The organism is Rhodanobacter sp. FDAARGOS 1247 (assembly GCF_016889805.1).
GTDB lineage: Bacteria > Pseudomonadota > Gammaproteobacteria > Xanthomonadales > Rhodanobacteraceae > Rhodanobacter.
The window spans coordinates 3,886,120-3,913,093 of sequence record NZ_CP069535.1 but is presented as its reverse complement, the minus strand read 5'-3'; the positions used below and the strand labels follow the sequence as shown (position 1 = coordinate 3,913,093).

Annotated in this window: 26 protein-coding genes; 11 read left to right on the top strand and 15 right to left on the bottom strand. The window is 66.8% G+C overall.

Annotated elements, in window-relative coordinates:
• Positions 1 to 93 precede the first annotated feature (93 nt).
• Entirely contained in the window at positions 94 to 1,074 is a 981-nt protein-coding gene (locus I6J77_RS17690; RefSeq protein ID WP_239309090.1) for a D-hexose-6-phosphate mutarotase, read from the top strand.
• Positions 1,075 to 1,156: 82 nt separating this feature from the next.
• Here I6J77_RS17690 and I6J77_RS17685 read toward each other — a convergent pair whose 3' ends face one another.
• Entirely contained in the window at positions 1,157 to 4,960 is a 3,804-nt protein-coding gene (locus I6J77_RS17685) for a LamG domain-containing protein (RefSeq protein WP_204110055.1), read from the bottom strand.
• Positions 4,961 to 5,091: 131 nt separating this feature from the next.
• Positions 5,092 to 7,920, bottom strand: coding sequence for a TonB-dependent receptor (locus I6J77_RS17680; RefSeq protein WP_204110054.1), 2,829 nt, complete (start codon positions 7,918 to 7,920; stop codon positions 5,092 to 5,094).
• Positions 7,921 to 8,191: 271 nt separating this feature from the next.
• Here I6J77_RS17680 and I6J77_RS17675 point away from each other — a divergent pair, with 271 nt between their 5' ends.
• Positions 8,192 to 9,211 (top strand): sugar kinase, encoded by a 1,020-nt coding sequence (locus I6J77_RS17675; RefSeq protein WP_204110053.1) that lies wholly within the window; start codon positions 8,192 to 8,194, stop codon positions 9,209 to 9,211.
• A gap of 35 nt (positions 9,212 to 9,246) precedes the next feature.
• On the opposite strand, the gene hslU is transcribed toward I6J77_RS17675, so the two are convergent.
• The 6 genes from hslU to I6J77_RS17645 form a co-directional block, all read right to left on the bottom strand.
• A complete protein-coding gene (gene hslU / locus I6J77_RS17670; RefSeq protein ID WP_204110052.1) occupies positions 9,247 to 10,590 on the bottom strand; it encodes an ATP-dependent protease ATPase subunit HslU in 1,344 nt (447 codons plus the stop codon).
• A gap of 95 nt (positions 10,591 to 10,685) precedes the next feature.
• Positions 10,686 to 11,222, bottom strand: a complete 537-nt coding sequence (gene hslV / locus I6J77_RS17665; RefSeq protein WP_204110051.1) for an ATP-dependent protease subunit HslV — start codon at positions 11,220 to 11,222, stop codon at positions 10,686 to 10,688.
• A 109-nt stretch (positions 11,223 to 11,331) separates the two neighbouring features.
• Positions 11,332 to 12,219 carry a tyrosine recombinase XerC gene (gene xerC, locus I6J77_RS17660; protein WP_204110050.1) on the bottom strand — a complete coding sequence of 296 codons (888 nt, stop codon included), beginning with the start codon at positions 12,217 to 12,219 and terminating at the stop codon, positions 11,332 to 11,334.
• A 7-nt stretch (positions 12,220 to 12,226) separates the two neighbouring features.
• Positions 12,227 to 12,913 carry a DUF484 family protein gene (locus tag I6J77_RS17655; protein ID WP_204110049.1) on the bottom strand — a complete coding sequence of 229 codons (687 nt, stop codon included), beginning with the start codon at positions 12,911 to 12,913 and terminating at the stop codon, positions 12,227 to 12,229.
• Positions 12,914 to 12,995: 82 nt separating this feature from the next.
• A complete protein-coding gene (gene dapF, locus I6J77_RS17650; RefSeq protein ID WP_204110048.1) occupies positions 12,996 to 13,856 on the bottom strand; it encodes a diaminopimelate epimerase in 861 nt (286 codons plus the stop codon).
• A gap of 13 nt (positions 13,857 to 13,869) precedes the next feature.
• Positions 13,870 to 14,025 carry a lipoprotein gene (locus tag I6J77_RS17645; RefSeq protein WP_204110047.1) on the bottom strand — a complete coding sequence of 52 codons (156 nt, stop codon included), beginning with the start codon at positions 14,023 to 14,025 and terminating at the stop codon, positions 13,870 to 13,872.
• Positions 14,026 to 14,137: 112 nt separating this feature from the next.
• Between I6J77_RS17645 and I6J77_RS17640 the strand changes: the two genes are divergently transcribed.
• Positions 14,138 to 14,827, top strand: coding sequence for a hypothetical protein (locus I6J77_RS17640; protein ID WP_204111532.1), 690 nt, complete (start codon positions 14,138 to 14,140; stop codon positions 14,825 to 14,827).
• Between the two features lie 12 nt (positions 14,828 to 14,839).
• Here the strand turns inward: I6J77_RS17640 and I6J77_RS17635 are convergent, their stop codons facing one another.
• The gene (locus tag I6J77_RS17635; protein ID WP_204110046.1) at positions 14,840 to 15,307 is read right to left on the bottom strand and encodes an N-acetyltransferase; all 468 of its coding nucleotides are present in this window, start codon (positions 15,305 to 15,307) and stop codon (positions 14,840 to 14,842) included.
• A 245-nt stretch (positions 15,308 to 15,552) separates the two neighbouring features.
• On the opposite strand from I6J77_RS17635, the gene I6J77_RS17630 reads away from it, so the two are divergent.
• Positions 15,553 to 17,040: a RimK family alpha-L-glutamate ligase gene (locus tag I6J77_RS17630; RefSeq protein ID WP_007809870.1), complete on the top strand. Its 1,488-nt coding sequence runs from the start codon at positions 15,553 to 15,555 to the stop codon at positions 17,038 to 17,040.
• Positions 17,041 to 17,297: 257 nt separating this feature from the next.
• On the opposite strand, the gene I6J77_RS17625 is transcribed toward I6J77_RS17630, so the two are convergent.
• The 3 genes from I6J77_RS17625 to I6J77_RS17615 all read right to left on the bottom strand — a co-directional run bounded on the left by I6J77_RS17625 (position 17,298) and on the right by I6J77_RS17615 (position 18,887).
• Positions 17,298 to 17,696 (bottom strand): hypothetical protein, encoded by a 399-nt coding sequence (locus I6J77_RS17625; RefSeq protein ID WP_204110045.1) that lies wholly within the window; start codon positions 17,694 to 17,696, stop codon positions 17,298 to 17,300.
• 11 nt (positions 17,697 to 17,707) lie between these two features.
• The gene (locus I6J77_RS17620) at positions 17,708 to 18,445 is read right to left on the bottom strand and encodes a LysM domain-containing protein (RefSeq protein ID WP_204110044.1); all 738 of its coding nucleotides are present in this window, start codon (positions 18,443 to 18,445) and stop codon (positions 17,708 to 17,710) included.
• A gap of 190 nt (positions 18,446 to 18,635) precedes the next feature.
• A complete protein-coding gene (locus I6J77_RS17615) occupies positions 18,636 to 18,887 on the bottom strand; it encodes a hypothetical protein (protein WP_056713806.1) in 252 nt (83 codons plus the stop codon).
• Between the two features lie 120 nt (positions 18,888 to 19,007).
• Here I6J77_RS17615 and aroE point away from each other — a divergent pair, with 120 nt between their 5' ends.
• On the top strand, positions 19,008 to 19,838 hold the full coding sequence (gene aroE, locus I6J77_RS17610) for a shikimate dehydrogenase (protein ID WP_204110043.1): 831 nt from the start codon (positions 19,008 to 19,010) through the stop codon (positions 19,836 to 19,838).
• On the top strand, positions 19,835 to 20,101 hold the full coding sequence (locus tag I6J77_RS17605; protein WP_204110042.1) for a YkgJ family cysteine cluster protein: 267 nt from the start codon (positions 19,835 to 19,837) through the stop codon (positions 20,099 to 20,101). The genes aroE and I6J77_RS17605 overlap by 4 nt, the downstream gene beginning before the upstream one ends.
• A gap of 12 nt (positions 20,102 to 20,113) precedes the next feature.
• On the opposite strand, the gene I6J77_RS17600 is transcribed toward I6J77_RS17605, so the two are convergent.
• On the bottom strand, positions 20,114 to 20,443 hold the full coding sequence (locus I6J77_RS17600; RefSeq protein ID WP_204110041.1) for a low molecular weight protein tyrosine phosphatase family protein: 330 nt from the start codon (positions 20,441 to 20,443) through the stop codon (positions 20,114 to 20,116).
• Entirely contained in the window at positions 20,440 to 20,976 is a 537-nt protein-coding gene (locus I6J77_RS17595) for a gamma carbonic anhydrase family protein (protein ID WP_056762807.1), read from the bottom strand. The genes I6J77_RS17600 and I6J77_RS17595 overlap by 4 nt, the downstream gene beginning before the upstream one ends.
• Positions 20,977 to 21,071: 95 nt before the next feature.
• Between I6J77_RS17595 and I6J77_RS17590 the strand changes: the two genes are divergently transcribed.
• Complete coding sequence (locus tag I6J77_RS17590; protein WP_204110040.1) at positions 21,072 to 23,114, top strand: M3 family metallopeptidase; 2,043 nt, start codon at positions 21,072 to 21,074, stop codon at positions 23,112 to 23,114.
• A 112-nt stretch (positions 23,115 to 23,226) separates the two neighbouring features.
• On the opposite strand, the gene I6J77_RS17585 is transcribed toward I6J77_RS17590, so the two are convergent.
• Positions 23,227 to 23,436: a cold-shock protein gene (locus I6J77_RS17585; RefSeq protein ID WP_007809889.1), complete on the bottom strand. Its 210-nt coding sequence runs from the start codon at positions 23,434 to 23,436 to the stop codon at positions 23,227 to 23,229.
• 266 nt (positions 23,437 to 23,702) lie between these two features.
• Here I6J77_RS17585 and xth point away from each other — a divergent pair, with 266 nt between their 5' ends.
• From xth to I6J77_RS17565, 4 genes are all read left to right on the top strand, one after another.
• Entirely contained in the window at positions 23,703 to 24,470 is a 768-nt protein-coding gene (gene xth / locus I6J77_RS17580; protein WP_056762803.1) for an exodeoxyribonuclease III, read from the top strand.
• A 5-nt stretch (positions 24,471 to 24,475) separates the two neighbouring features.
• Positions 24,476 to 25,150: a YecA family protein gene (locus I6J77_RS17575; protein ID WP_204111531.1), complete on the top strand. Its 675-nt coding sequence runs from the start codon at positions 24,476 to 24,478 to the stop codon at positions 25,148 to 25,150.
• Positions 25,151 to 25,201: 51 nt separating this feature from the next.
• Positions 25,202 to 25,948, top strand: a complete 747-nt coding sequence (locus I6J77_RS17570; RefSeq protein WP_204110039.1) for a DUF4336 domain-containing protein — start codon at positions 25,202 to 25,204, stop codon at positions 25,946 to 25,948.
• Between the two features lie 106 nt (positions 25,949 to 26,054).
• A complete protein-coding gene (locus I6J77_RS17565; RefSeq protein WP_204110038.1) occupies positions 26,055 to 26,888 on the top strand; it encodes a pirin family protein in 834 nt (277 codons plus the stop codon).
• The last annotated feature ends 86 nt before the right edge of the window (positions 26,889 to 26,974 follow it).

Here is a 26,974-nt window from a genome sequence, read left to right as displayed (position 1 = left end):
CTTGCTCCCGCTGACCTGCTTCGGAGACGGCTTCGCATGAGATCGGTCTGTGCTTCGATTGTGCTGGGTCTGTTGTTTGCGCCGCTGCCGACCATGGCAGCCACCGATGGTCCGGCCATTGCTACCCACCCCGACGCGGCTGCACGACTCAGCGCGTTCCGCCTGCCCGCGGCTTACGGCCGAACGGTCGACGCGGCGCTGCCGGCGAGCCTTGATCCGGGCATTCGGATAGCGGGCCTGAGCAGCGGCGTGTTTCACGGCTTCCCCTCCTGGCTGGTGCAAACACCGCTTGCCACGGTCGCCATCAGCGTGTCTGGTGGCCAGTTGCTTTCCTTCGTGCCCACCGGTGGCCGGGAGGTGTTGTGGCTGTCGCCGCAGAGTGACAAGCCGCCGCTGCCGGTCCGTGGCGGCACGCCGGTGTGCTGGCCGTATTTCGCCAGGATGGGGCAAGCCGGCGGGATGCCATCGCACGGCTTGGTGCGCACTGCACGCTGGAGCGTAACCCAGGCACGACGCGAGTCAGACGGCACGCTGGTGTTGAAACTGGCGCCGCCCGTGCTCGCCGGATTGCCCTTGCGCCTGACGATGACGCTGCGCATCGGCCGCACGTTGTCACAAACGCTGGAGACCGAAAACGTCGGCGACCAGCCGGTGGTGTTCACCCAGGCCCTGCACAACTATTTCCGCGTCAGCGACGTACGCAAGGTGACCGTATCCGGTCTGGACGGGCTGACCTATCTGGACAAGAAGGACCACGGCCGCGCCCAGCGGCAACAGGGCGACTGGCAATGGCCGTCGTCCGGATACAGTGACCGCATTTACACCGGCGCCACCGGCCCCTACGTGCTGCATGACCCGGGCCTTGGCCGCAACATCCGCATCACCACCCGCGGCAGTCACTCGGCGGTCGTGTGGAACGCCGGCGAACAAGCCGCCCGGGGGATCGACGATATCGGTGCGGGCTGGCGCCACTATCTCAGCGTGGAAGTCACCAACGTGGCGCCCGATGCGATCACGCTGCAACCGGGCGAGCGACATGAGCTTGAGCAGGTGATCGAAGTCGTCGAACGCTGAGCCCGTCGACCTGTAGGAGCGCACCCTGTGCGCGATGCTTTTCGTCACGTTACCGAAAGGCCTTCGCGCACAGGGTGCGCTCCTACAGCGGCAACCTGTTGTTGAGTCGAGTGACTTCCTCGGCATCGCTTTGCTGCGACACCTGAATGCTGGCGCCGTCACGCTTGAAATCTTGCGGCAGCTTCAGTTCAAGCTGGACGGTCCTGGGCAGCAGATCCAGCGGCGCGGGCAAGGCCGGGATGGCCACGCGCGCGACCTCATGCCCATCCGCATCCTTCACTATGGCCTGGCCCGGCAAGCTGGCGACGTGGCCCAGGCTGTGCACCGTGAGCTTAAGCGTTTGGCCGTCCATATGCAGATCGCCGCGGCCGATGCCCAAGTCGGCGCGGGTCGCCACCGGCGTGCCGGCCTTGATGCGTTCGAACTCGAACACTTCGGTTTGCCGTGGCGGGAAGCGCAGCGTGGTGCTCATGCTGGTTTCCAGTGGTATGTCGTGTTGCGTCGGGTTGCCATCGATCTTGCTGTCGCCATCGCGATCGACGCCGCTGCGGATACGCCAGGTGCCGGCGTCGATGTTCCAGCCGGTCATGTGCCCGTCCAGCGGCTGATCGCCCAGGTTGTAGGCGGTCACCGTGAAACGCTCGCGCGAGGGTGCGTGGACCAGCAGTGCGACCTGTTCGGCGGCATCGGGTTGGTCGAAGCGCCAACTCACCGTGTTGCCGGGGTAGCTCTGGTTGCGCTTGAGCGCGATGCCGCCCAGCCGCACGCGCTGCAGCAGTTCGCTGGGCGCTTCCACGCGATCGCTCCACCAGTGGCCCTCGGTCATCATGTATTCGTGCTGGGCCTTGTCCTGGATGCCTTGGCCGAACAGCTGCTCCAGATAGGTCTTGTCGCCGGTAAGCTGCCAGGCGACCACACTGGGGAAGCCGATCTTGCCAGCCTGCGCCTCGTCGACGAGATGTTTGCCCCAGTCGCCTTGGCGACCCAGCACGTCGATGAAATTTTCGCCCAGGTTGGCGATCGCGTCCGGGCCGCCGCGCGCCACGCGATAGTCCAGCGCCTTGAGGTATTTGTCGTCGCCGCTCCAGCGCCACGCCGCCCAGAACAGATGCATCAGGTCGCCGGCGCCCGAGCCCTGGTTGAGTTCGCCGCCGCGGGTCCGGTCGCTCGACCACTGGATCTCGTTGGGCAAGGCCCAGCGGCCCTTGTCGTCGGTATAGGCATGCGCCAGATAGCCGTCGGCCAGACCCGTGACCAGCTCGCGGACGGTGGGGTCGGTGTTGTACACGCCGAGCAAAAAGGCCGGATGCAGGACCGGAAACGAATACGGCTTCTGCCACTGCCAGTTCGGATCGCGGTACACCTTGTTGCCGCCGAACCAGTCGCTGGAGAAATGCAGGTGGCCTTGCGGATTGCGCAGGATGATGCGCTCGCCCAGCGCCTTCACCGTGGCCATCAGGCGTTCGACGGTGAGTGGATCGCCCCAGTTGAGGTAGAGCATTTCCGAGTCGGCGTTGATGCCCTCCTCGTAGGAGTGCAGCTCGTCGGTTTCGATCGTGCTGAGGCCGTTGGAGAACATGCCGTTCTTGTAGACCGCATCGGACAGTGCCGTCAGCGAGGCGTTGAGGCGATCGGGCTGCACGCCCATCAAGGCGAGTCCGGGCCACTGCTGGGTGAGGTCGGTGTCGTCGGAGATGCCCCCGCCGAAATCGCCGTAGGCAATCTGGCGGTGGTCGATCCACCAGTCGACGAAGCGGCGCACGTACTTCAGATCCTCCACCTGGCGGAACGCCCACAGCGGCACGCCGGCTGGCGGCTGCGGCTGCACGAACGGCGGCAGGCCCTGGCTGTTGTAGCTGATGTCGTTCCAGTACATGCGGCCCTGCTGGTGCTCCGGATCCACCCGCAGCAGGTCGCTGATGTCAGCGTAGAGACGGTCGTACAGGCGTTGGCGACGCGAGGTGGTGTGTTCCTCGACCATGAAGCCCCAGTTGTCGCGCACCTGGTTGAAGCGGTCGGCAACGTGTTCCCCGATTGCTTGCTGACGATCCTTGAACACCAGCCGGATCTCGGCGCCGTTCAGCGAAGCGGCGTTGAAACCGGGCGCGGCCGAGGCAACGGAGATCCACAGACTGTCGGCGGTGAGCATGCGGTCGCGCAGGTCCAGCCACAGCGTGCGCTGTTGGCCCGGCTTCACCGAGACCGACACGTCGATCATGTCGCGCCCCGGCCAGATCGGGTCCTTGATGCGGATGTCGAGCGGAATCACCTTGCCATCGGGACCGTCGTGCGTGGCCGGCAAGTTCAGCGCGGGCAGGTCGATGGCGATGCCGTCCAGCCCGTCGTGCATGTTTTCCCAGCTATACGCCCAGCTGCGGATCAGCGGTTGCGCCGCCGGCGCGCTGCCGATGCCCGACGGGATCAGCACCTGAACGATCGGCAGCGGATGCGCAGGCAGGCTGTCGGGCCCGCGCGTGCGCGAGCCCGCGCCCTTGGGCAGCGCCATCACCGTGCTGCGTTCGTCCGGCGCGAAACGGCCGTCGATGTAGCGGCGCAGGCGATCGAGGTTGGTGTAATCCGGCAGCGCGTTGCTGTCGATGAGGTAGCGCTGCTTGACCGTTCCCGCCGGCTCGGCGGCGACGCTCACGTCGTAACCCCAGATCTCCTGGATCGGGGTTTCCTGGGCGACGTTACTGAAGCGCAACGTGCCACCGGTCTGCGCGGGGAAGGTGTTGACGCTGCGCACCACGCCTTCGGGGCGGGTGAACAGGATGCCAGCGTTGCCCGACAGGGTGCCGTAGGCAGCGCCGCGGATCTCGATGCGATTGATCGCCTCGTCGGCGGGAACGGTCAACTCCAGCGTCTTGCCACCGTCGACATAGGTATTCCAGTCCGGCAGCGTGAAGTAGTCGTGGCGACCGGCCAGGCGCGAGCGGTTGTAGACGCCCGGCCAGGTGGTTTCGGCGATGCCGTCGGTGCCTTTCCACATCCACTGTTTGTGATCGCGCACGTCGGCGAACTCGACTTTGCGGATGCGTGTGCTGGGCGCGCTCAACACCGGCGGCGGCGCGCCGTCCCAACCGTAGCGATGCCACCAGGCGTGCTGCGAGGTGGCGACGTCTGCGCTGTTTTTCGGATCGCCGTGGTGCGCCAGCGCGGCGACGGCATTGCGGTCGAGCATGCGGTCGTAGACGCGGATGTCGTCGACGTCGCTGCCGCGCAGGAAGCTGTAGCGGCTCTGCACCTGGTAGGGCGCCATCACCCGCGCAGCCAGGCCGAGCTGGTCCAGTGCTGCGTCGTAGTCGGCGGTGGTGTCGACGCGCGCCACTGGCTTGCCATCGACGAACAGACGCACGCCCTGGTTTTCATCCCAGCCGAAGGCCAGGTGCATCCATTGTTTCGGGTCGGGAATTTTGTCGAGCTTGAACGAGACGCGGGTGCGCGCCAGGTTGGCGTCGGTGACGAAGGCGTCGAAGCCGTGGCCGTTCCAGTCGATGCGCAGCCAGACCATGTCCCAGCTGCTGTGGTCGGCATAGCCGACGCGAAAAATCACGAACGGCGCCTCACCCGCCGGATAGCGCGAGCGCCAGAAAAAGGAAAGCGTGCCGCGTTCGGCGCGGATGTTGCCCGGCGCATTCCACGCCAGCACGCCGTCGTCCTGCCACTGGATCGCCTGCCCCATGGCGCCATCGGCGACCAGGCTGACCTTGTCCTGGAAATTGGGGATGGCCTCGCCTTCGGCATGATCGGCCACGAAGCCGTGGTCGGCCGAGACGCGGAACAGCAGTTGCGGCGGCGTGTCGCCGGCGGCGGCAGGGAGGGAGACGACGAAGGCGCTGGCCAGCACGAGGATGCGAAACGCGAAGCGATTGGAGCGTGGTGACATCGTGCATCCCCGGCAGCATGCGCGGAATGCCGTCTCGCACATGGTGAAAAGTGAGCGACACCCGCGGCAGGCACGGGTGTCGCTCCGGTGGGACAACGTCTGGCCGGCGCGGCCGGGACGTCAGTTCTGCGTCAAAGCTTGTAACGGAAGCCCACAAGATACACGCGACCGGTTTCGCTGTAGTCAAGCGGCAATTGCGAGTTGGCGCCGATCCAGGTCTTGGAAGACTCGTTGGTCAGGTTGCTCCCTTCCAGGCTCAGCTCCATGTTGTCGTTGAGCTCGTAGCGCAGCGAGGCATCGACATAGGTGCTGCCGCTCTGGCCATGGACATCATTGGTGAAGCCCTGCTCGGTACCCGGCACCTGGATCAGGAAGTCGTCGCGGTTGGTGGCCGAAACGCGGCCGGAGAAGCGCTTGCCTTCGTAGAACAAGGTAGCGCTCCAGGAATGCCGCGACAGGCCGGTCAGATCGGTCTTCAACGAATTGGCGCCGCTGCTGGTCATGTACTGGATCTTCGAATCGACGAACGTGTAGTTCAGCTGTGCGCCCAGGTTGCCGAGCTTGCCGGGAAGGAACTTGAACGTCTGGACGAAGTTGGCCTCGGCGCCCTTGAGCGCACCTCCGGGCGTGTTGATCGGCACCTGGAACGAGAAGTCGTCGGTGGGGCTGGCACCCAGGTCGGTGGCCACATTGTCGGGCAGGCCGCTGGTGTTGAACGGACGCACCTCGTTGGTGTTCTGCGCGAAGCTGGCGATGTCCTTGTAGAACAGGCCGAGGCTGAGCAGCGACGATTCCTGGAAATACCACTCGGCCGCGAAGTCGTAGGTGGTCGCCCGGATCGGGTCCAGGTTCGGGTTGCCGCCCTTGACCGTGCGCGCGCCACCGCTGACGCTGACCGTCACGCCGGGCGTGAGGCTGCCCAGGCCCGGACGTGCCATCACCTTGGCGGCGCCAAAGCGCAGCAGGAAGTCCGGGGTCAGCGCGGCCACCAGGTTCAGCGCAGGCAGCGTGTCGTCGTATTCGCGCCTGGCCTCGACCGGCGTATTGACGCCGTTGATGACGGCGATACCGTGGGAGCTCTGGCTGGTCCGGACGTAGCGCACGCCCAGGTTTCCCGATACCGGGATCGCGCCGACGTCAAAGCCGAATTCGCCCATCAGCCAGGCGCCCCGGTCCTTCTCGGTGACGCTGCGCTCGCTCGCCGCATACGGGCTCAGCGCGAACGTGCCATCGCCACCGAAGATGTCGAAATTGTTGGCGATGCCGTTGAAGTCCGGCACCACCCAGCTGCCCGGCGAACCGGAGATGCCACCCAGGCTGACCTGGTCGATCAGGTTGGCCGGTACCACCGTGGTGCCGCCGGCAAAGGTGGGCACGATCGCCTCGTTGGCGGTGCGTCGCGACTCACTCGACTCGAAGCCATAGTTCTTGGCCAAAACGCCGCCGCGCAAGGTGAAGCCGGGCGAAAGGTGCCAGTTGAAATTGAGTTCGCCGGTGTGGAAGTTGTTGTCGACCGCGGACTGGCGCATGCGGATGGTGGAAAGGTTCCAGCCTGTCGGATCGGTCGGGTTGATGCCGTAGTTGATCACCGGCGACCACTTGTCGCCCCGATAGTCGTAGCTGTAGTTGTCGACGTTTAGCTTGTCCATCATGACCGTGGCTTGCACCGGATTGTCATGCTCGGACGAAGAGGTGCCGATCTTGCCGTCGATCTTGAAGTCGTCGGAGAAGCGGTGCTCGCCATTCAGGGTGAACTGCGTGAAGACCGTGGACCATTCGTCGTGGCGGTTCTCCGCGCGCACGTCCACGTTGTCGAAGCTGCCGTACAGCAAGCCGCCGCTGGCCGGATCGATGTAGCCGTCCTTGACGATGGTTTCCGGTTTGCCGGTGAAGGAGCTGCCGTCCGGCAACTTGGTCACGTTGCGGCTGAACGAAATGGCCTCGATGTAATGCTCGTCACGTTTGGCGTCGATCTTGGAATACAGCGCGTCGAGGGTGAACAGGGTGTCCTCGTCCGGCTTGAACTGCAGCGAGCCGGTGACGCCCAGCCGCTTCTGGTCGTGCAGCATCTGCGTATAGCGGGGAAAGCGCGGGGTGTAGACGTCCGAGCGCAGCGCATCGGTGAACGGCGAGCTGGCGTTGTAGCCGCCGTTGCTGGGGCCGTTGGCCCAACGTCCGGTGCCACTGCCTTCCTCCAGCGTGTGCTTTTCGGAATAGGCCACCGAAAGCAGGGCGCCGAACCGGCCGTCGGCCGAGGTGTTGGCGATCAGCGCCGACACGCGGGGGTCGGTCTTTTCCGACATGCTGCCGTAGCTGGCCTGGGCGTTGGCTGCCAGGGTGAAGCCGTCGTAGTCGAAGGGACGTGCGGTATTCAGGTCCACGGTGGCGCCGAGGGAACCCTCTTCCACGTCGGCCGAGGCGGTCTTGCGCACGATCATGGCCGAGAACAGATCGGCGGCGAAAACGTTGAAATCGAAACCGCGGCTGCGGTTGGTGCCGCCGCTCTGGTCGGTGGCGCCCACAGTGGTCAGCGCCTCCAGTCCGTTGATGCGCACCCGGGTGAAATCCGGGCCCAGGCCGCGCACGGTGATGTTGCGGCCCTCACCGGCGTCGCGCGTGATGACCACGCCGGGAATGCGCTGCAACGAATCGGCCAGGTTCAGATCGGGAAACTTGCCCACGTCTTCGGCGACGATCGCATCGACCATGCCCAGTTCGCCGCGCTTGACGTCCAGCGCCTTCTCGACGCTGGCACGATAACCGGTGACGGTGACCACATTGAGCGAGGTGGCGTCTTTCTGGTTGGCGGCCGGCGTGGCGGCGCTTTGCGCGACCGGGCTGGCGTCTTGGACCGACGCGGCTGTGTCCTGGGCCATCACGGCGCCCGCATGCAAGGCGAAACCGATCGCCAGCGCAAGCGCGGTAACCGGTGTCTTTTTCTGGTTGCTGAGTAGCTTCATGGTGTTCCCCTCCCGAAGATCCTGCCCGTTATCTGGTCACGCAACGTGGTTACGCAACAATGAACCACAAATGACACCGCTGGTCATACGGAAACGTAACAGTTACTCGTGGATGCCGCATCTTGCACCGCAGCAGCTCTTGTATAGTCTTTATTATCAGTGATTTGCAAGATAATCACTGAGCCGCAAACGCCACTTCACCAGCCCGATGACACCGGTAGCTAAGGAATATGGCAACATGCCTTCCTTACCGTCTGAATCAGGAACTCCCATGTCCGCTCGCGTGGTTTGCTTTGGTGAACTGTTGCTCCGCCTGGGCGCGCCGGGCCAGCAGCTGCTGCTGCAGACACCTGCCCTGGACGTGCATGTCGGCGGTGCCGAGGCCAATGTGGGCGTGGCACTGAGCTGCCTGGGCCATGCCGTGGCAATGGTCAGCGTGGTGGCCGACAACCCGCTGGGCGCCGCCGCTTCGGGCGAGTTGCGCCGGCACGGGGTGGACACCCGCCACGTGCGGCGCAGCGCGGGACGCATGGGTCTCTACTTCATGACGGCCGGCGCCGGTCTGCGTTCCGGCGAGGTGGTGTACGACCGCGCCGAGTCGGCGTTTGCCACGGCGCAGGCAGACCACTACGACTGGCCGGCCCTGTTGCAGGGCGCACAGTGGCTGCATCTTTCCGGCATCAGTCCGGCGCTCGGCACGCAGGCGGCGCAAGCCACGCTGGCGGCGGCGCGGACGGCCTGCGAGCAGGGCATCAAGGTTTCGTTCGACGGCAACTTCCGACCCCGCTTGTGGGAACGCTCCGGGGGCGACGCCCGGGCGATTCTGCGCGAGCTGTTCGCTTGCGCTCACATCGTGTTTGCCGACCATCGCGACATGGCCGTGGTGCTGGGTGGCGAGTTCGCCCAGGCTGATGCCCAGGCACGGGTCGACGCGGCGGCCGCGGCGGCGTTCGCGGCGTTTCCCCAGCTCCAGTACATGGCCTGCACCCAACGCGCGGCGCACAGTGCGAGCCAGCACTCGCTGGGCGCGATGCTGCTCGGCCGTGACGGTACCCGGGCGGTGGCACCGACCCGGGAACTGGCGGGCATCGTCGACCGGATCGGCGCCGGCGATGCGTTTGCCGCCGGCGTGCTGCACGGGCTGATGGAAGGGTTCGACAGCAATGCCACCATCGGTTTTGGCTTGGCTGCCGGGTGCCTGAAGCATGCCATTCCCGGCGATTTCAGTCCGGTCGGCGTGGCCGATGTCATGGCGGCGATGGAAGCTGGAGCGTTCGACGTGCGCCGCTGAGTGGCGCTGGCGACGAACGCCCCGAGCGGGTGGCGTTACAGAATGTATCGGCTGAGGTCTTCGTCCAGCACCAGGCTGCCCAGTGAGCTGTCCACGTGCGCGGCGTCGATCAGGTACTTCTCGCCGGATTTGTCCGCCGCTTCGTAGGAGATCTTCTCCAGCAGGCGCTCCATTACCGTATGCAGCCGGCGCGCGCCGATGTTCTCGGTGCGTTCGTTCACCTGGAACGCCACCTCGGCCAGCCGATCGACACCGGCATCGGTGAATTCGATGGTGACGCCTTCGGTGCCGAGCAGGGCGACGTATTGCTTGGTCAGCGCGTTGTGCGGTTCGCGCAGGATGCGCTTGAAGTCGTCCACCGAAAGCGCGGACAGCTCGACCCGGATCGGCAACCGGCCCTGCAGCTCGGGGATCAGGTCGGACGGCTTGGCCAGCGAGAACGCGCCGGAGGCGATGAACAGCATGTGGTCGGTCTTGATCGGGCCGTACTTGGTCGATACGGTGGAGCCTTCCACCAGCGGCAGCAGGTCGCGCTGCACGCCCTCGCGGCTGACCCCGGCGTGGCCGTGGTCGCTGCGCTGGGCGACCTTGTCGATCTCGTCGATGAAGACGATGCCGTTCTGCTCGGCGTTTTCCATCGCCTGGGCGCGGATTTCATCGTCGTTGAGCAGCTTGCCGGCTTCTTCGTCAATCAGCAGCGGGCGCGCCAGTTTGATCGCCAGCTTGCGCTGCTGCGTCTTGGCGCCGCCGATGTTCTGGAACATCTGGCGCAGCTGCGCGCCCATCTCCTCCATGCCCGGCGGCGACATGATTTCCACGCCCACGTTCATGGCGAAATCCAGCTCGATCTCGCGATCGTCCAGCGCGCCTTCGCGCAACTGCTTGCGCAGCTTCTGGCGGGTGTCGCTTTCGATGGCGGGCTCGGGCGCGGCGTCGTGGCTCCAGTCGGTGGGCTGGGACTGCCGGCGCGGCAGCAGCGCGTCGAGGATGCGATCCTCGGCGCGGTCCTCGGCCTGCGAGCGCACGCGCTTGACTGCCTGCTCGCGGGTCAGCTTGTAGGCGCCGTCGGCCAGGTCACGGATGATCGACTCGACATCCTTGCCCACGTAACCCACCTCGGTGAACTTGGTCGCCTCGACCTTCACGAACGGCGCATTGGCCAGCGTGGCCAGGCGCCGCGCGATCTCGGTCTTGCCCACGCCGGTGGGGCCGATCATCAGGATGTTCTTCGGGGTGATCTCGTTGCGCATCTCGGCCGGCAACTGCATGCGCCGCCAGCGGCTGCGCAGTGCCACCGCCACGGCGCGCTTGGCGTCGTGCTGGCCGATGATGTAGCGGTCGAGTTCGTTGACGATTTCGCGGGGGGTGAGTTCGGACATGGGCTTTACTCAAAGGAACGGGGGACAGGGAACGGGGAACGGGGAACAGCGGTCGGCGGTTTGCCGTTCCTCGTTCCCTGTTCCCCGTTCCCGCCTCAAAGCTCTTCGATACTGACGTTGTGATTGGTATAGATGCAGATGTCGCCGGCGATCTTCAGCGCCTTCTCGACGATGGTTCGGGCATCCAGTTCGGTGTTTTCCAGCAGGGCCATCGCCGCGGACTGGGCGAACGGGCCACCCGAGCCGATCGCGATCAGGCCGTGTTCGGGCTCGACCACGTCGCCGTTGCCGGAGATCAGCAGCGAGGTTTCCTTGTCGGCCACCGCGAGCATCGCCTCGAGCTTGCCGAAGCGGCGGTCGGTGCGCCATTCCTTGGCCATCTCCACCGCGGCGCGGGTGAGGTTGTTGTTGTGCTTCTCGAGCTTCTGCTCGAACAGCTCGAACAGGGTGAATGCATCGGCTGTCGCGCCGGCGAAACCGGCCACCACCTCGCCGGCCTTGCCGAGCCGGCGCACCTTGCGCGCGTTGCCCTTCATCACCGTGTTGCCAAGGGTGACCTGGCCATCGCTGCCGATCACGACGCGGCCTTCGCGGCGCACGCAGACGATGGTGGTGGCGTGAAACGATTCCATGGGTGCTCCGCAAGAGGATGTCTGAGCGGATGAGATGGGGGCGTGGGGATGGGGCTTCAACGTTGGGGGATCGAGCTCCTCCCCCTGCATGCAGGGGAGGGAGCACAGCTTACGGTTTGCGTTTGGCTCGCGGATGCGCGGCGTCGTAGACCCTGGCCAGATGCTGGAAATCCAGGTGGGTGTAGATCTGGGTGGTGGCGATGTCGGCGTGGCCGAGCAGCTCCTGCACGGCGCGCAGGTCGCCGGAGGATTCCAGCATGTGGCTGGCGAAGGTGTGGCGCAGCAGGTGCGGGTGGATGTGCTTCGGGATGCCCTGCTGCAGCGCCAGCTTGTTCATGCGCAGCTGGATCGTGCGGGGGTTGATCGGCGCGCCGCCGCGGCCGCGGAACACCGGACCGTCGGCCGGCATGCCCTGCTCCGCGCCTAGTGCGCGCAGCGCCATCACGGCGTGACGGCCGACCGGCACGATGCGGGTCTTGCCGCCCTTGCCCAGCACGCGCACCTCGCCGTCGTCGAGGTTGAGGTCGAGCCAGCGCAGGCCGACCAGTTCGGACAGGCGCAGGCCGCTGGAATAGAACAGCTCCAGCATCGCGCGGTCGCGCACGGCGAGCTGGCCGCCGCTGTCGGTCTCGACCAGGGCGGTGGCTTCGTCGACGTCGAGCACCTGGGGCAGCTTGCGGCGCACCTTGGGGCCGCGCACGCCCAGCAGCGGATCGTTCGCCAGCTGGCCTTCGCGGGTGAGCTGGCGGAACAGGCTGCGGCAGGACGACAGCAGGCGTTGCAGGCTCTTCGGCGCCAGCCCGTCGCGATGCTCGCCGGCGATGAAGGTGCGCATCCGGTTCGCATCCAGCGCATCGAACGAGGCCAGCCGCTGCGCCCGCATGAAGCGCAGCAGCTTGGCCAGGTCGCGCCGGTAGCCGGCGATCGTGTGCGGCGAAGCGTGGCGTTCTTCGGCGAGGCGGCCGAGCCAGCGTTCGACCTGTTGTTCGGGCGTCATCGCCGGCTCAGGAGACGTCCCGTGAGCGCGCCAGCGCCGCGGTGATGGTGGCCGAGATCATCTTCAGGAACAGCGTGCCCATGCCTGGCTGGAAGCGGTCCGGGTCGGCGCTGCCGATGGCCAGGATGCCGCAGTCGCCCAGCCGCATCATCGCCACCGAATGGATCTGTGGGGCATCGACGCCGAACAGGCGCACGAGTTTTTCGCTCGCCAGCCGCCCGGACACGGGTTCGTTCTTGTGCAGGAACTCGCTGAACTCAGGCAGTGCGCTGGCGCCTTCGGGAATCTGCTGCATCCAGTCGGTGCGCGGCAGCTGGGGCTCGTCGCCAAACAGCAGCAGGCGCACCTGTTCGGTGTGGAAATCCGCGGACAGCCTGGCGATGACCGTGCGCACGGTGACTTCCATGGTGTTCGCCCGCAGCAGGGCCACGGTCAGCGCATGGACGCGCTCCATCAGCTTTTCGTTCTCGGCGGCGATGGCGACCAGCTCGGCCAGCTGGCGTTCCAGCTCCGCGTTCTTGTCGCGCAGGCTCTGCAGTTGATACACCGCCAGCGAGGCCACCGCGCCCTCGGGGCGCGGCATGGTCAGCTTGGCCGCCAGCTCGGGATACTCGCTGAGGAACTCCGGATGGCGCTTCAGGTAAGCGGCGACCACCCGGGCCTGGGTGGCGTCGTCGAGCAGGGTTGCGGTCATGCGCGAAGTTCCTCGAACCGTTCCGGGACACGCGCAGGATGCGTGCCGCCTGGCGCGAGTGTGCGATGGACCGGGGCGCGCTTCAACCGCCCCGGTCGCCGTCGACCGCCGGAACCGGCCATTCGCCCTCGAACACGAAGGCGGCCGGGCCGGTCATCCACAACGGATGGCCGGGGCCGGCCCAATCGATCCGCAACTTGCCGCCGGGCAGTTCGACGCTCACCGAGTCGTCCACCTCGCCGCGCTGATGCAGCACCGCCATCGCGGCACAGGCGCCGGTGCCGCAGGCGCGCGTCCAGCCGGCGCCGCGTTCGTGCACGCGCAGGCGCAGCTGCGTGCGGTCCAGCTGCAGGACGAAGCCGGCGTTGGCGCCTTCGGCAAACCGCGGATGGCTGGTCAGCAGCGGGCCGAGCTGCTGCAGCGCCGGGTCGGCCAGATCAGCCACGCTCACCACCGCATGGGGATTGCCCATCGAGACCGCGCCGAACTCGACCTTGCGCTCACCGACGAGGATTTCGTGGCGGTCCGTCCCCGCCTCGGCCACCAGCGGAATGCGCCCGGGTTCGAAGCGTGGTTCGCCCATGTCCACGGTCACCTCGTGGGCGTCCAGCAGGCGTACCGTCACCGGCCCCGAAGGGCTTTCGATCATCACCTGCTCGCCGAGCGCCAGCGCGCCGGCGCGATGCAGCCACGCCGCCACGCAGCGCACGCCGTTGCCGCACTGGCCCGACGGCGAACCATCGGCGTTCCAGATGCCGTAGTAGAACGCGCAGGACGGATCGCGCGCGGGCTCGACGCTCAGCAACTGGTCGAAACCGACGCCGACATGGCGATCGCCCAGCACACGGATCTGTTCCGGGTTCAGCGGAAACGGGTGCTGCCGGCAATCCAGCACGACGAAGTCGTTGCCGATGCCGTGCATCTTGGAGAAGTGCAGCCGCATCAGGTCACGCCGCTCAGCGCGGCTGGCTGGCCGGTGCAACCGCTGCCGGGGCCGGCGCGGTGGAAGCGGCGGCGGGATGGCTCGGCAGCACCAGCGGGCCCTTGTTGCCACAGCCGGCAAGCAGGGCGAGGACGAGGCAGCAGGCCAGCAGCGAAAGGGTACGGGACATGGCGGGATTTCCTGTGGATTCGCGCAGTATAGCGAGGCCGGCCGCCCTGCTTCGCGGGCGCCGGTTATCATGCCGACGCAGGTCGCCGGTCGCGGCGACGAGGATGAACACGATGGACTGGGCCACCCTGCTGCGCTTGCCGACGACCATGCTGCTGGTGCTGGCCGCCGTGCTTGCACTGGTCACCCTGGTGCAACTGGTGGCCGTGCGTCAGCGCCTGCAGCGCGGTCGTCGACTGGCGGCCAGCTGGCGCGCGCTGCTTTGCCTGACCTGCTTCGCGCTGACCCTGCTGCTGGCCGGCGCCGGCTATGCCTTGCGCGGCTACCGCCTGCTCGGCGAGGAGGCGCCGGTGGTGGAGATCGACGCGCGGATCCTGTCGCCGCAGCGCTGGGACGTCACCCTCAACTGGCCGGACGGCAGCACGCGCCAGGTGCAACTGGCGGGAGACCAGTGGCGCATCGAGGCGGTGGTGCTGAAATGGAAACTGCCGGCCCTGCTGGCCGGCGTGCCGCCGCTGTACCGGCTCGACCGCCTGTCCGGCCGCTATGACGATGCGGCGCAGGAAATGAATGCACCGCGCACGGTGATCGGCTTCGGCGAGAACGGCGGCTTCGATCTGCTCGACCTCAAGAAGCAGTACCCGCGCTGGCTGCCCGAAGTGGACACGGTCTACGGCAGCGGCGCGTTCCTGCCGCTGGTCGACCAGGGCCACTACACGGTGAGCCTGATGCGCACCGGCGCGCTGGTGGCGCGGCCGGACGAGGCGACCGAGCGGCGCATCGGGCAGCCGCTGGGCGGCTGAGCGGGCCGGCGCTCAGTCCAGCGACTTCTCGTAGCGCCACGCATCGGCGCCGTCCTGGTAGTAGCGCTCGTAGCAGCCGATGTGCCGGAATCCCGCGCGCTCGTACAGGCCGATCGCGGCGGCGTTGTCGGTGCGCACTTCCAGTCGCAGCGCGTGGCAGCCACGGTGTCGGCAGGCGTTCACCGCCGCTTCGAGCAAGGCCGCACCGACGCCCTGGCCGCGTGCCTCGGGCCGGGTCGCCAGCGAATAGAGCCGGCCCACGCTGCTGCGCTTGCGGAAGAACAGCACGGCACTGCCCAGCAGCGGCCGGGGATGGCCGGTGGCGACCAGGACCACGGCGCTGTCGCTGTCCAGGTGGCGACGATACTGCGCGCGGCTCAAGCGGTCGCTGCTGAAGCTGCGCTGTTCCAGGGCGACCAGCTCATCCAGGTCGGACGAGGCAGCGCGGCGCACGCGCGTGCCAGCAGGAACCGGCGGCATGTCGGCGGATTCCGCCACGACGCGGCGCGCGTAGTCGGGTGAGGCTTGGGGCGTATGGGTCGGCACGCGCGGACTCTAGCAGCCGGCGGGCCTGAAGGTGCGCTTCGCAGCGCAGTCGTGCCGTTTAGTCACGCTTCAGCGCCTGCCCTTGTGCACCGTGGTTGCTGTGCCAAACTGCGCGCCTTGCACGTACCGCCCTGCCCACGCAGGCCTGTCCGCCGTCGCCGCATCGCCTGAGTGGTGTCATGACCCGTCTGGTCATCGTTGTCGAAAAAGCCTCCGACTGGGGCTCGTACTACCCGTCCGTCGATGTCATGAGCGCGATGGACTACCTGCGCAAGCCGGTCGGCGGCGACGACGAGCGCACCCACGTGATCAACCTGTGCCGCAGTTACAAATATCTGGGCACCGGTTACTACGTGTCGTTGCTGGCCGAGGCGCGCGGGCACAAGGTGATGCCGTCGGTGCGCACGGTGAACGACCTGCGCCGACGCTCGCTGTACGGCCTGGACATCGACGACCTCAACCAGAAGCTCACCCACTTCCTGCCTGCGGGCGGGCGCGACACCACCGACTTCGGCATCCTGGTCTACTTCGGCGAGACCGCCTATCCGGCGCTGCAGGACCTGGCCCGGCAGGTGTTCGAAATGTTCCCCTGCCCGCTGCTGCGCATCGAGTTCGAGCGCGACCGCGTGTGGCAGGTCAGCTCGATCAAGCCGGTCGGCCTGCACACGCTGGACGACGCCCAGGAAGACGCCTTCGCCGAGGAGCTCGACCGCTTCTCGCGCAAGTTGTGGCGCAAGCCGCGCGCGCGCCGGCAGTTCCGCTACGACCTCGCGATGCTGGTCGATCCGAAGGAAAAGATGCCGCCGTCGAACAAGAAGGCGTTGAAGGCCTTCATCGACGCGGGCAAGGAACTCGGCATCGAGGTCGACCCGATCGGCAAGAACGACTACCAGCGGCTGGCCGAATACGACGGCCTGTTCATCCGCGAGACCACCGCGTCGGACAACCACACCTACCGCTTCGCCCATCGCGCGGAGAAGGAAGGCATGGTGGTGATCGACGACCCCAGCTCGATCCTGCGCTGCACCAACAAGATCTACCTCAACGATCTGATGGTCTCGCGCAAGCTTGCTGTCCCTCGTACGGAAATTCTCTACCGCGACGACAGCAAGGGTATGAAGGAAGTCGTCGCCAAGCTGGGCTTCCCGCTGGTGCTGAAGATTCCGGACGGCTCGTTTTCGCGGGGCGTGGTCAAGGTCGAGGACGAGGCGGCGCTGGCCGCAGCGGCCAGCGGCCTGTTCCAGCACAGCGCGCTGCTGCTGGCGCAGGAATACGTCTACACCGAATTCGACTGGCGCATCGGCGTGCTCAACCGCGAGCCGCTGTACGCCTGCAAGTACTACATGTCGCGCGGCCACTGGCAGATCTACAACCACGGCGCCAAGGGCACCGCGAAGTCCGGCGGCTTCGAGACGATTGCGGTGAAGGACGCGCCGGCCGAGGTGGTCAAGCTGGCGCTGAAGGCCACCCAGCCGATCGGCGATGGTCTCTACGGCGTCGACCTGAAACAGGTCGGCAGCAAGCCGGTGGTGATCGAGGTCAACGACAATCCGTCGATCGATGCCGGTGTCGAGGACGCCCATCTCGGCGACGAGTTGTATTCGCGCATCATGCAGGAGTTCCTGCGCCGGATGGAGCGCAAGCGTCAGGGCGGCAGCGCGCGCTGAGAGGTTGTGAGTTTTCAACCTCTCAGGTCGGCCATGGATGGCCGAGCATGAAGCAGTCATGCAAGTGACTGTTTCATGTGAGCGAGTCCGGGCGTGTACCGGACTCGCGATAGAAGAAAACCACAGGAAGTGGCTTTCTTCACAGGCGCTGAGCGCAGGACGATCGTCTCGTGCAGAGGGTGGGTCGGGGCCGATGGTGCTCGACGGTTCCCGCGATGTTCCGTGCGCAACGGGTGGGTTCAGGCAGGCGCGCTTCGTCAGCGGGACGACGCTGACGCGATTTCCTTCCTGGTGAGGTTGCAACGCAGCGTGTCGTCGCTGCCGTCTTCGTAATCCTGGCGCGAACGGTAGCCCGTGGCATTCCAGTATTCCGGATGTTCGGCATCCCGCTCCAGCGAAATCACCGCGAAGGCGCAGGCGGAACCCGGCTTCAACAGGAAGACCCTGCGCGTCGCGCCGCCAACGGCGGGCTGGTCGAGAACTTCGTAGGATGTTCTTGCACAGCTTGCGAACGGGGTGTGCCACGCGATGGTCCTGGCCTGCACCAACAGGACGCCCCGACATTGCCGGCCGCTTCCCTCGAACTGGCCAGTCAGCATGCCATCGCCCGCGTTGGCGCAACCGACCAGCAGGATCAGGCCCGCCAGCACGGCCATCCTGCGTCGGATCACGGCCGGCATGGCGGAACGTTCCCCTGCTGGATGACCGACAGGGCGAAATCCAGCTTTTTCGCGTAGGCCGCGTCACCTCCGCCGTTGTAATACATGGCGACGTTTGCCGTGGTGGCAGCCCGCCACCCCGCGATGACCGTTTGGCGGGAGGCCTTTTGATATTTCAGAACCTGGCCTGGGTGCAGCACGCGCACCCCGGGGTTCAATGCCTGCATGACCGCAACCGTGCTTCCGTGCGCATGCGCCAACTTGTCGAAGCTGTCGCCAGCCTTCACGGTCAGCTGGTGGATCGTGTTGTCCTTGTCGAGCACGTCCCTCACCTCGAACCTTGCGAGTTTCAGCAGCAGATAGCCCACGCCCGCGCGAATGTTGTAAAGCGGCGTCGTGCGCACGTCCTTCCTGGTCAGCGGCTGCTTCCAGGCCGGAAGAATCAAGCGCGACGCCGGCGCTCCCGACAGCAGCTGATCCAGCCCTGGATCATTGAACATGCCGATCTGCATCGGGTTCGACTTCCACAAGCTTGCCGCCGCGCCAGTTTCCGTCCACGCCATGGCCTTGATCAACCGCCAGTCGAGCGGGACGTAGCCCGAGCTCGGTTTCAGGTGCGTGTTGAACTCCCCGACGGTTCTCCTGATGTCGGCGTCGTATTCGGCCCACTTCGTATCGCAGCGGGCACGACGAATCGTGTCCTGCCACTTCTGGAAACCCGACTTCGCATGGGGCGGCCCCGCCATCTGCGCATCTCCTCCGTCAAATCCGGGCGCCGAGCCGGTGCCGGATACCGGCCACGTCGGGCCACCCTGCGGCGTTGAACGCCAACGTCGAGGGTAGCGCTGGAGCTGCTGCGGGAATCCCGAAAAGTGCGTAGGCAGATACCGACTCGCCAGCTGCCCTGCACAGGACCGGCCGGACAATCCGCCGGGGTCACATGGCGCGGCGGATCGCGCGTCGCTGCGGTCGGCACAACGCCAGCACCTGCCGCGGCAGCGTCGGCTCCAGCACCAGCACCACCATCAGTGGCGCACCGCCCAGCCAGAACGCCGGCGTCCAGCCGAGCAGCTCCGTATGAGCTGGCACCAGCATGCTCAGAAGCAACAGGGTTCCGCCCAGCAACCAGAGCACGGCGGCGCCGAGCAGGCGCAGGTGGCGCGGCGAGGGCAGGACGGGCATGCGCATGGGAGTTCTCCTCGGACAGGTTGTCCGCAAGTTGCCGGACCGCCATCTCATCACCTGCGACTTCGCTTCCCCAAAAATCCGGCTTGTAGAATGGTTGCCAGACATCCTGCGGGGAATCACATGCCCATCGCCCAGTTCGCCGTATTCGGCCATCCGATCAGCCATTCGCTGTCACCGCGCATCCACCAGGCGTTCGCGCAACAGTTCGGCATCGAACTGGAATACCGCGCGATCGACACGGCACCGGCCGATTTCGCCGAGGCCGTGAGGCGGTTCTTTGCCACCGGCGGCCGCGGCGCCAACGTCACCCTGCCGCACAAGGCCGCCGCTTTCGCGCTGGCCGATGAGCGCAGTGCGGCGGCCACCCGCGCCGGCAGCGCGAACGTGCTGACCCGGCTCGCCGATGGCCGGCTCGCGGCGCACAACACCGATGGTGCCGGCATGGTGCGCGACATCACCGAACGCCACGACCTGGACCTGCGCGGCCACACCGCGCTGCTGCTGGGCGCGGGCGGCGCCGCGCATGGCGTGGCGTGGAACCTGCTGGACGCCGGCGTGGAAACGCTGACCATCGTCAACCGTTCGCCCGAGGCGGCCGACGTGCTGGCCGACGCGATCGGCGACCCGGCGCGTGCGCACACGCGCTACTGGGACGACCTGGCCAACATCGGCAGCTACGACCTGATCGTCAACGCGACCTCGGCCGGCGTGCTGGGGGTAGCGCTGCAACTGCCGTTTTCGCTGATCGGCGCGCGTGCGCTGTGCTACGACCTGTCCTACGGCCCCGCCGCCGGCAGCTTCCTGGCCTGGGCCAAGGCGGCGGGCGCGCGCTATGCGGTCGACGGCCTCGGCATGCTGGTGGAAACCGCGGCCGACGCGTTCGAGTTGTGGCATGGCCGGCGCCCCGAGACCGAACCGGTCTATCAGTCCCTGCGTCAGCAAGCCGCGTGAGTTCGGTGATTTGCCGGATCGGTTGCGGCGCCTGCTGCATCGCGCCGTCGATCTCCTCGCCGATCCCCGGCATGCCGCACGGCAAGCCGGCCGGCGTGCGTTGCGTGCAACTCACCGACGACAACCGCTGTGCGATCTTCGGCCAGCCCGAGCGCCCCGCGGTGTGCAGCAGCCTGCGCGCCGAAGTGGTGATGTGCGGCGACGACCGGGCGCACGCGTTGGCCTGGCTGGCGGCGCTGGAGGCCGCCACCACGCCGGCCTGAAGCGGGGCCAGCTCAACGCAGCAGCGGCCCGGCCTTCTTCAGCAGCAAGGCGACCAGCTCCGGCTGCATGAACGCGTAGTGGTCGGGAATGTCGAGGCAGATCACCTTCTTGCCGCGCAGCCGGCGGCGATGGCGCGCCTGCAGACGCCGGCGATGGGCCGCCTCCATCACCACGATGAGTTCGGCCCAGTCCAGCTGTTCGGCGCTGAGCAGCGTTTCGGCATCGTCGGCGAGACCGGCCGAATCCACCTCGAGTTCCGGCCACGCGCCGAACACCTGTTCGGCGGTGGGACTGCGCAGCCGGTTGCGGCTGCACAGGAACAGCACGCGCCGTGCGCTCATTCGGCTCCGGCCAGGTAGCGGTCCTTCAGCCGCACGTAGTGGTCGGCCGAATAATGCAGCTGCTCGATCTGCCGGTCGCTGAGCAGGCGCACGAACCGCGCCGGATTGCCCAGCCACAGTTCGCGCTCGCCGACCACCTTGCCCGGCGCCACCAGGCTGCCGGCGCCGACGAAGCCGTATTTGTGGACGACCGCGCCGTCCATCACGGTGGCGTGCATGCCGATCATGCAGTAGTCGCCGATGGTGCAGGCGTGCACCACGGCGGCGTGGCCGATGGTGACGCCGGCGCCGATCAGGCAGGGAAAGCCCGGACCGTACGGACCGGCGTGGGCCACGTGCACCACGCTGCCGTCCTGGATGCTGGTCCTTGCGCCGACGCGGATGTGGTGGACGTCGCCGCGCAGCACCGTGCCGGGCCAGATCGAGACGTCGTCGCCGAGCACCACGTCACCGATCACGCTGGCGGCCGGGTCGACGTAGACGCGTTGGCCGAGAGTGGGCGTGACGCCCTGGAAGCTGCGCAAGGAGTTCATCCGGGCATTCTAGCGGCGGGGGCCGCGTCGTCACGTCGCCGCGCTTGATTTCGCCCGTCCCGGTCGCCACGCTGGCGCATCGCAAAGGAGCGTTCATGAGTCACGACAACCCCCTGCTGGCTGACGATACCCTGCCGGCGTTCTCGCAGATCCGCCCCGAACACGTGCTGCCGGCCGTCGAGTCCCTTCTGGCCGACTATCGCGCCGGCATCGACGCCTTGCTGGCGCCCGCGGCGCCGCGCGACTTCGCCACGGTGATGCTGACCCAGGAAAGGCTGGAACAACGCCTGGCGCGCGCCTGGGCGCCGGTGTCCCATCTGCATTCCGTCGCCGACAGCGAGGCGCTGCGCGAGGTCTACGCGCCGGCCGAGGAAAAGCTCACCGATCACGCGATCGAACTGGGCCAGAACCGCGAGCTGTACGCCGCGGTGCAGGCGCTGGCCGACGCGGCGGACTTTCCGTCGCTGCCGCGGCCGGAGCGTGCGCTGGTCGAGCACGCCTTGCGGGATTTCCGCCTGTCCGGCGTGGCGCTCGAAGAGCCGGCGCGCTCGCGCTTCCGCGAGATCGGCGTCGAGCTCAGCAAGCTTTCGACCGAATTTTCCAACGCCGTGCTCGATGCCAGCGAGGCGTGGCACGAACACGTCACCGACGAGCGTGATCTCGCCGGCATCCCCGACTCCGGTCGCGCGGTGCTGCGCCAGTACGCCGAAGACCAGCAGCTGGATGGCTACCTGGTCACCCTGAAGCAGCCCAGCGTGCAGGCGGTGCTGACCTACGCCGACAACCGCGGCTTGCGCGAACGGGTGTACTGGGCGTACCAGACGCGCGCCTCGGACCAGGGCCCGAACGCGGGCAAGTTCGACAACAGCGCGCGCATCGAGCAGATCATGGCGCTGCGCCACGAGGCGGCCGGGCTGCTGGGCTTCGCCAACGCCGCCGAGGAGTCGCTGGCGACCAAGATGGCCGGCTCGCCGGCCGAGGTGCTGGAATTCCTGCATGACCTGGCCGCCCGCGCCAAGCCGGTGGCGCAACAGGAGCTGGCGACCTTGCGCGCCTTCGCCCGCGAGGAATTGCAGCTCGACAACCTCGAACCGTGGGACGTCGGCTATGCCTCGGAGAAGCTGCGCCAGCGCGAGTACGCACTGGACGAGGAGCGACTGAAGCCGTACTTCCCCTTGCCGGCGGTGATCGACGGACTGTTCGGCCTCACCGAAAAGCTCTACGGCATCGCCCTGGCCGCGCGCGATGGCGTCGATGTGTGGCATCCGGACGTGCGCTATTACGACGTGCGTGATGCCGACGGCCAGGTGTTCGCCGGCGCCTATGTCGACCTGTACGCGCGCAACGGCAAGCGCGGCGGCGCGTGGATGGACGTCTGCCGCGCCCGCTTCGACGACGGCGACCGGAAGCAGCGGCCGGTGGCTTTCCTCACTTGCAATTTCGCGCCGCCGACCGAAGGCAGGCCGGCCCTGCTCACCCACGACGACGTGCTGACCCTGTTCCACGAATTCGGCCACGGCCTGCACCACCTGCTGACCGGGATCGCGCTGCCCTCGATCGGCGGCATCGATGGCGTCGAATGGGACGCGGTGGAGCTGCCCAGCCAGTTCATGGAGAACTTCGGCTGGAACCGCGAGGCGCTGGACCTGTTCGCGAAGCATTACGAGACCGGCGAACGCCTGCCGGACGCCTTGTTCGACCGCATGCTGGCCGCGCGCCACTTCCACGCCGGCCTGTTCCTGGTGCGCCAGCTGGAATTCGCGCTGTTCGATTTCCTGCTGCACCTGGAGTACGAGCCGACGCAGGGCGCGCGCACGCTGGCGGTGCTGGAGCAGGTCCGCAAGCAGGTGGCCGTGTTGCATCCGCCGGCCTGGCAGCGGTTTCCGCACGGCTTCAGCCACATCTTCGCCGGCGGTTACGCCGCCGGGTACTACAGCTATCTGTGGGCCGAACTGCTCAGCGCCGATGCGTTCGGCGAGTTCGAGGAACATGGCGTCATCGATCGCGCCACCGGCGAACGCTTCCGCGCCGAGTTCCTCTCGGTGGGCGCCAGCCGGCCGGCGCTGGAAAGCTTCATCGCCTTCCGTGGCCGCAAGCCGGAACCCGAGGCGCTGCTGCGCAGCCACGGGCTGGCCTGATCGACGCAACGCCGCGGCCACCGCCGCGGCGTTGTCCGGGCAAGGTCAAACGCCGGGCAAGAAAAAACCCGCCGAAGCGGGTTTCTTCAAGATCGCTCAATTCCCGGGGGAATCAGGCAACCTGGACTTCCTCAGCCTGCAGGCCTTTCTGGCCCTTGGTGACGACGAACGTGACGCGCTGGCCTTCCTGCAGGGACTTGAAGCCCGTGCCCTGGATCGCGCGGAAATGCACGAACAGGTCGTCACCGCTTTCCGGGGTGATGAAGCCAAAACCCTTGGCGTCGTTGAACCACTTGACTGTACCGCTCTGACGATCCGACATGTAACATTACCTTTGAAGCATGGATGATTTGCGGCCCTGGCGACGTGCGCCGAACCGCAATAGAAGCAAGGGGTCGCCTTTACGCGGTACTCTTGCTCGACCAGCATACACCGTATTTCGGCGGTTTGGTGGGTTTTTCAGGCAAACATCCCCGAACCCGCGTTCCCGTTCATCGAAACCACCCCTTTTTCCCCGAAACCGCGTCGTGGCGCGCCTGGCGCTCGCCTGCGCTGCCTCGTGCCGGCGCTTCCCCTTACAATGACCCGATGAAAATCGCCTCGTGGAACGTCAATTCGCTGAAAGTGCGCCTGCCGCACCTGACCCAGTGGCTGGCGGACGCGCAGCCGGACGTGGTGGCGCTGCAGGAAACCAAGCTGGAAGACGCGAAGTTTCCGGTCGACGAGCTGGCCGCCGCCGGCTACCGGGCGGTGTATTCCGGCCAGAAGACCTACAACGGGGTGGCGATCCTGGCCCGCGAGGAACCCGCCGACATCGTCACCGACATTCCCGGCCTGGATGATCCGCAGCGGCGCATCCTGGCGGCGACCGTCGGCGGCCTGCGGGTGGTCGACCTGTACGTGGTCAACGGCAAGGCGGTCGGCGACGAAAAATACGCCTACAAGCTGGACTGGATGGCCCGGGTGCGCGAGTTCCTGGCCCGCGAACACGAGCGGTATCCGAACCTGGTGGTGCTGGGCGATTTCAACATCTGCCCGGACGATCGCGACGTCTACGATCCGGTGGCCTGGGGCGAGGACATCCTCTGTTCGCCGCCGGAACGCGCTGCGCTGAAGGCGATCACCGACCTCGGCCTGCACGACAGCTTCCGCCTGTTCCAGCCCGAGTCCGGGCACTTCAGCTGGTGGGACTATCGGCAGGCGGCATTCCGCCGCAACATGGGCCTGCGCATCGATCTGATCCTGATCGGCGAGGCGTTGAAATCCGCTGCCACGGCGGCAGCGATCGACCGCGAACCGCGACGCTGGGAACGCCCTTCCGATCACACGCCGGTGACGCTGGAACTGGATATATGAACGACATGACGAAAGCCGAATGGCCCAGCTCGCTGGACGACAACGAACTGGAAGAACTGGACCGCTACCTGCGCGCGCACACCGGCGAAGGCGACCTGCTGCTGGATGGCGTCCACGGCCTGCTCAGCGCACTGGCGGTGGGCCCGCTGCTGGTGCTGCCCGACGAATGGCTGCATGAAGTGCTGCACGAGCCGTTCACCGACGAGGACGAAGGCAATCGCGTGCTGGCCTTGCTGGCCAAGCTCAACGATTCGATCAGCGCCGAGCTCGATGTCGACGCCTATGAGCCGATCCTGGGCGAAGTGGAGATGGAAGGCGGCCCGATGCTGTCGGCCGCGGGCTGGTGCGAGGGCTTCAGCCGCGGCATCGACCTGCGCGCTGTGCTGTGGGAAAACCGTCTGGCCGAAGACCCGCAACTGATGGAACTGCTGGGCCCGGTGATGGCGTTGGCGGTCGACGAAGGCATCCTCAGCGCCGACACCGAATTCGAGAAGCTCAGCGAAGAAGAATACGACGAGTGCCTGTCCCAGGTGCCGACCGTGCTTGGCGCGGTCAACCAGTACTGGCAGGCCAAGCCCGCCACCGAGGCCGAAGTGGAGACGATGGTGCTGCAGCAACGCCCGGGCAAGCAGGAAGAAGCCACCCCGCCGCGCCAGCGCAGCGGCCACTGGGTGCACTGAACAGGGTCCTGCGGGAGGCTGCTGGCGCGTTACTGCGAAACGGAAGCTGCCATGTCCGAAGTCGGCCTGTACACCCCGCTCAACACGCTCAAGCCGGTCGCGTCCGGGATCTGGATCGCCGATGGCCCGCTGGTGCAGATGGCCACACTCGGCATGCGCGTGCCGTTTCCCACCCGCATGACGGTGGTGCGGCTGGCCGATGGCGGTTTGTGGTGCCACTCGCCGATCGCGCCTGACGAAGCCTTGTTCGCCGCGATCGACGCACTCGGCCCGGTGCGTCACCTGGTTTCGCCGAACCTGCTGCATTACGCGCACATCGCGGCCTGGAAACGACGCTATCCGCAGGCGACGGCGTGGGCCTCGCCAGGCGTACGGCAGCGCGCCGCCAGCCAGCACATCGAGGTCGCGTTCGACGCGGATCTCGATGACGCGCCGCCGCCGGACTGGGCCGCCGCGATCGACCAGCTGCGCTTCCGTGGCAGCCGCGTGCTGCAGGAAATCGTGTTCCTGCATCGCGCCAGCGCCACGCTGATCCTGACTGACCTGATCGAGAACTTCGAAGCTGGGAAGCTGCCCACGGCGATGCGCTGGATGGCGCGACTGGGCGGCGTGACCGATCCCGACGGCAAGGCGCCGCTGGACATGCGCCTGACCTATCTCGGGCACAAGGACGAAGCGCGCGCCTGCCTGGCGCGGATGCTGGCCTGGCAGCCGCAGCGGGTGATCCTCGCCCACGGTCGCTGCTACCTGGACAACGCGCCGGCCGAGCTGGCCCGGGCATTCCGCTGGCTCGACTGACCCGGCGTTGCCCCTGCCGGAACGATCCGTTCCCGCGGCGGCGCTTGGACAGACGCTCGAACGGGGCCATCTTGGCGGCCAGTCCTTCCCTTTACCGGAGCAAGCCATGAGCGATCGCCACATCACCCGCCGCATCCGCGGCATGGACACCTCCGACGGCGCGGGCGTGAAGCTGAAGCGCGTGATCGGCCAGCCCGGGCTGGACATGCTCGACCCGTTCCTGTTGCTGGACGAGTTCCGCTCCGACCAGGCCGGCGACTACATCGCCGGCTTCCCGGAACATCCGCACCGCGGCTTCGAGACGGTGACCTACATGCTGGCCGGCCACATGCAGCACGGCGACAACCACGGCAACCGGGGCAATCTGGTGCCCGGCAGCGTGCAGTGGATGACTGCCGGCCGCGGCATCCTGCATTCGGAAATGCCGCAGCAGGAAAACGGCCTGATGTGGGGTTTCCAGCTGTGGGTGAACCTGCCGGCGAAAGACAAGATGACCGCGCCGCGCTACCAGGACATCGGCCCGGAACGGATCCCGGTGGTGCATCCGGCCGCCGGCGTCGAGGTGAAGTTGATCGCCGGTGAGCTGGCCGGTGCCACCGGCCCGGTCGAAGGCATCGTCACCGCGCCGGTGTACCTGGACATCAGCCTGCAGCCCGGCGCGCAGTTCACGCTGGATCTGCCCGCCGGCCATCACGGCTTCGCCTATGTGTTCGAGGGCGAATCGGCCCTGGTCGGCGGCGAATCACTGCGGCGCAGCGAACTGGGCGTGCTGTCCGAAGGCGGGCAACTGCAGCTGGCGGGTACTGACAAACCGTCACGTCTGCTGGTGGTCGCCGGCAAGCCGCTGAACGAAAGCGTGGCGCGCTACGGGCCGTTCGTGATGAACACGCCCGAGCAGATCCACGAGGCAATCGCCGACTTTCGCGCCGGCCGCTTTTGATCAAGTAACGCGCTTCTTGCGCGTTGCTCCCTCTCCCCCGGCGACCGCAGGAAGTCCCCTTGCGGGAGAGAGGGTTGGGGTGAGGG

What these genes read in the sequence shown, in the direction of transcription:
- I6J77_RS17690 (WP_239309090.1), top strand. Translation starts at nt 94, where the DNA reads ATGGCAGCCACCGATGGTCCGGCCATTGCTACCCACCCCGACGCGGCT.
- I6J77_RS17685 (WP_204110055.1), bottom strand. Translation starts at nt 4,960, where the DNA reads ATGTCACCACGCTCCAATCGCTTCGCGTTTCGCATCCTCGTGCTGGCC.
- I6J77_RS17680 (WP_204110054.1), bottom strand. Translation starts at nt 7,920, where the DNA reads ATGAAGCTACTCAGCAACCAGAAAAAGACACCGGTTACCGCGCTTGCG.
- I6J77_RS17675 (WP_204110053.1), top strand. Translation starts at nt 8,192, where the DNA reads ATGTCCGCTCGCGTGGTTTGCTTTGGTGAACTGTTGCTCCGCCTGGGC.
- hslU (WP_204110052.1), bottom strand. Translation starts at nt 10,590, where the DNA reads ATGTCCGAACTCACCCCCCGCGAAATCGTCAACGAACTCGACCGCTAC.
- hslV (WP_204110051.1), bottom strand. Translation starts at nt 11,222, where the DNA reads ATGGAATCGTTTCACGCCACCACCATCGTCTGCGTGCGCCGCGAAGGC.
- xerC (WP_204110050.1), bottom strand. Translation starts at nt 12,219, where the DNA reads ATGACGCCCGAACAACAGGTCGAACGCTGGCTCGGCCGCCTCGCCGAA.
- I6J77_RS17655 (WP_204110049.1), bottom strand. Translation starts at nt 12,913, where the DNA reads ATGACCGCAACCCTGCTCGACGACGCCACCCAGGCCCGGGTGGTCGCC.
- dapF (WP_204110048.1), bottom strand. Translation starts at nt 13,856, where the DNA reads ATGCGGCTGCACTTCTCCAAGATGCACGGCATCGGCAACGACTTCGTC.
- I6J77_RS17645 (WP_204110047.1), bottom strand. Translation starts at nt 14,025, where the DNA reads ATGTCCCGTACCCTTTCGCTGCTGGCCTGCTGCCTCGTCCTCGCCCTG.
- I6J77_RS17640 (WP_204111532.1), top strand. Translation starts at nt 14,138, where the DNA reads ATGGACTGGGCCACCCTGCTGCGCTTGCCGACGACCATGCTGCTGGTG.
- I6J77_RS17635 (WP_204110046.1), bottom strand. Translation starts at nt 15,307, where the DNA reads ATGCCGCCGGTTCCTGCTGGCACGCGCGTGCGCCGCGCTGCCTCGTCC.
- I6J77_RS17630 (WP_007809870.1), top strand. Translation starts at nt 15,553, where the DNA reads ATGACCCGTCTGGTCATCGTTGTCGAAAAAGCCTCCGACTGGGGCTCG.
- I6J77_RS17625 (WP_204110045.1), bottom strand. Translation starts at nt 17,696, where the DNA reads ATGGCCGTGCTGGCGGGCCTGATCCTGCTGGTCGGTTGCGCCAACGCG.
- I6J77_RS17620 (WP_204110044.1), bottom strand. Translation starts at nt 18,445, where the DNA reads ATGGCGGGGCCGCCCCATGCGAAGTCGGGTTTCCAGAAGTGGCAGGAC.
- I6J77_RS17615 (WP_056713806.1), bottom strand. Translation starts at nt 18,887, where the DNA reads ATGCGCATGCCCGTCCTGCCCTCGCCGCGCCACCTGCGCCTGCTCGGC.
- aroE (WP_204110043.1), top strand. Translation starts at nt 19,008, where the DNA reads ATGCCCATCGCCCAGTTCGCCGTATTCGGCCATCCGATCAGCCATTCG.
- I6J77_RS17600 (WP_204110041.1), bottom strand. Translation starts at nt 20,443, where the DNA reads ATGAGCGCACGGCGCGTGCTGTTCCTGTGCAGCCGCAACCGGCTGCGC.
- I6J77_RS17595 (WP_056762807.1), bottom strand. Translation starts at nt 20,976, where the DNA reads ATGAACTCCTTGCGCAGCTTCCAGGGCGTCACGCCCACTCTCGGCCAA.
- I6J77_RS17590 (WP_204110040.1), top strand. Translation starts at nt 21,072, where the DNA reads ATGAGTCACGACAACCCCCTGCTGGCTGACGATACCCTGCCGGCGTTC.
- I6J77_RS17585 (WP_007809889.1), bottom strand. Translation starts at nt 23,436, where the DNA reads ATGTCGGATCGTCAGAGCGGTACAGTCAAGTGGTTCAACGACGCCAAG.
- xth (WP_056762803.1), top strand. Translation starts at nt 23,703, where the DNA reads ATGAAAATCGCCTCGTGGAACGTCAATTCGCTGAAAGTGCGCCTGCCG.
- I6J77_RS17575 (WP_204111531.1), top strand. Translation starts at nt 24,476, where the DNA reads ATGACGAAAGCCGAATGGCCCAGCTCGCTGGACGACAACGAACTGGAA.
- I6J77_RS17570 (WP_204110039.1), top strand. Translation starts at nt 25,202, where the DNA reads ATGTCCGAAGTCGGCCTGTACACCCCGCTCAACACGCTCAAGCCGGTC.
- I6J77_RS17565 (WP_204110038.1), top strand. Translation starts at nt 26,055, where the DNA reads ATGAGCGATCGCCACATCACCCGCCGCATCCGCGGCATGGACACCTCC.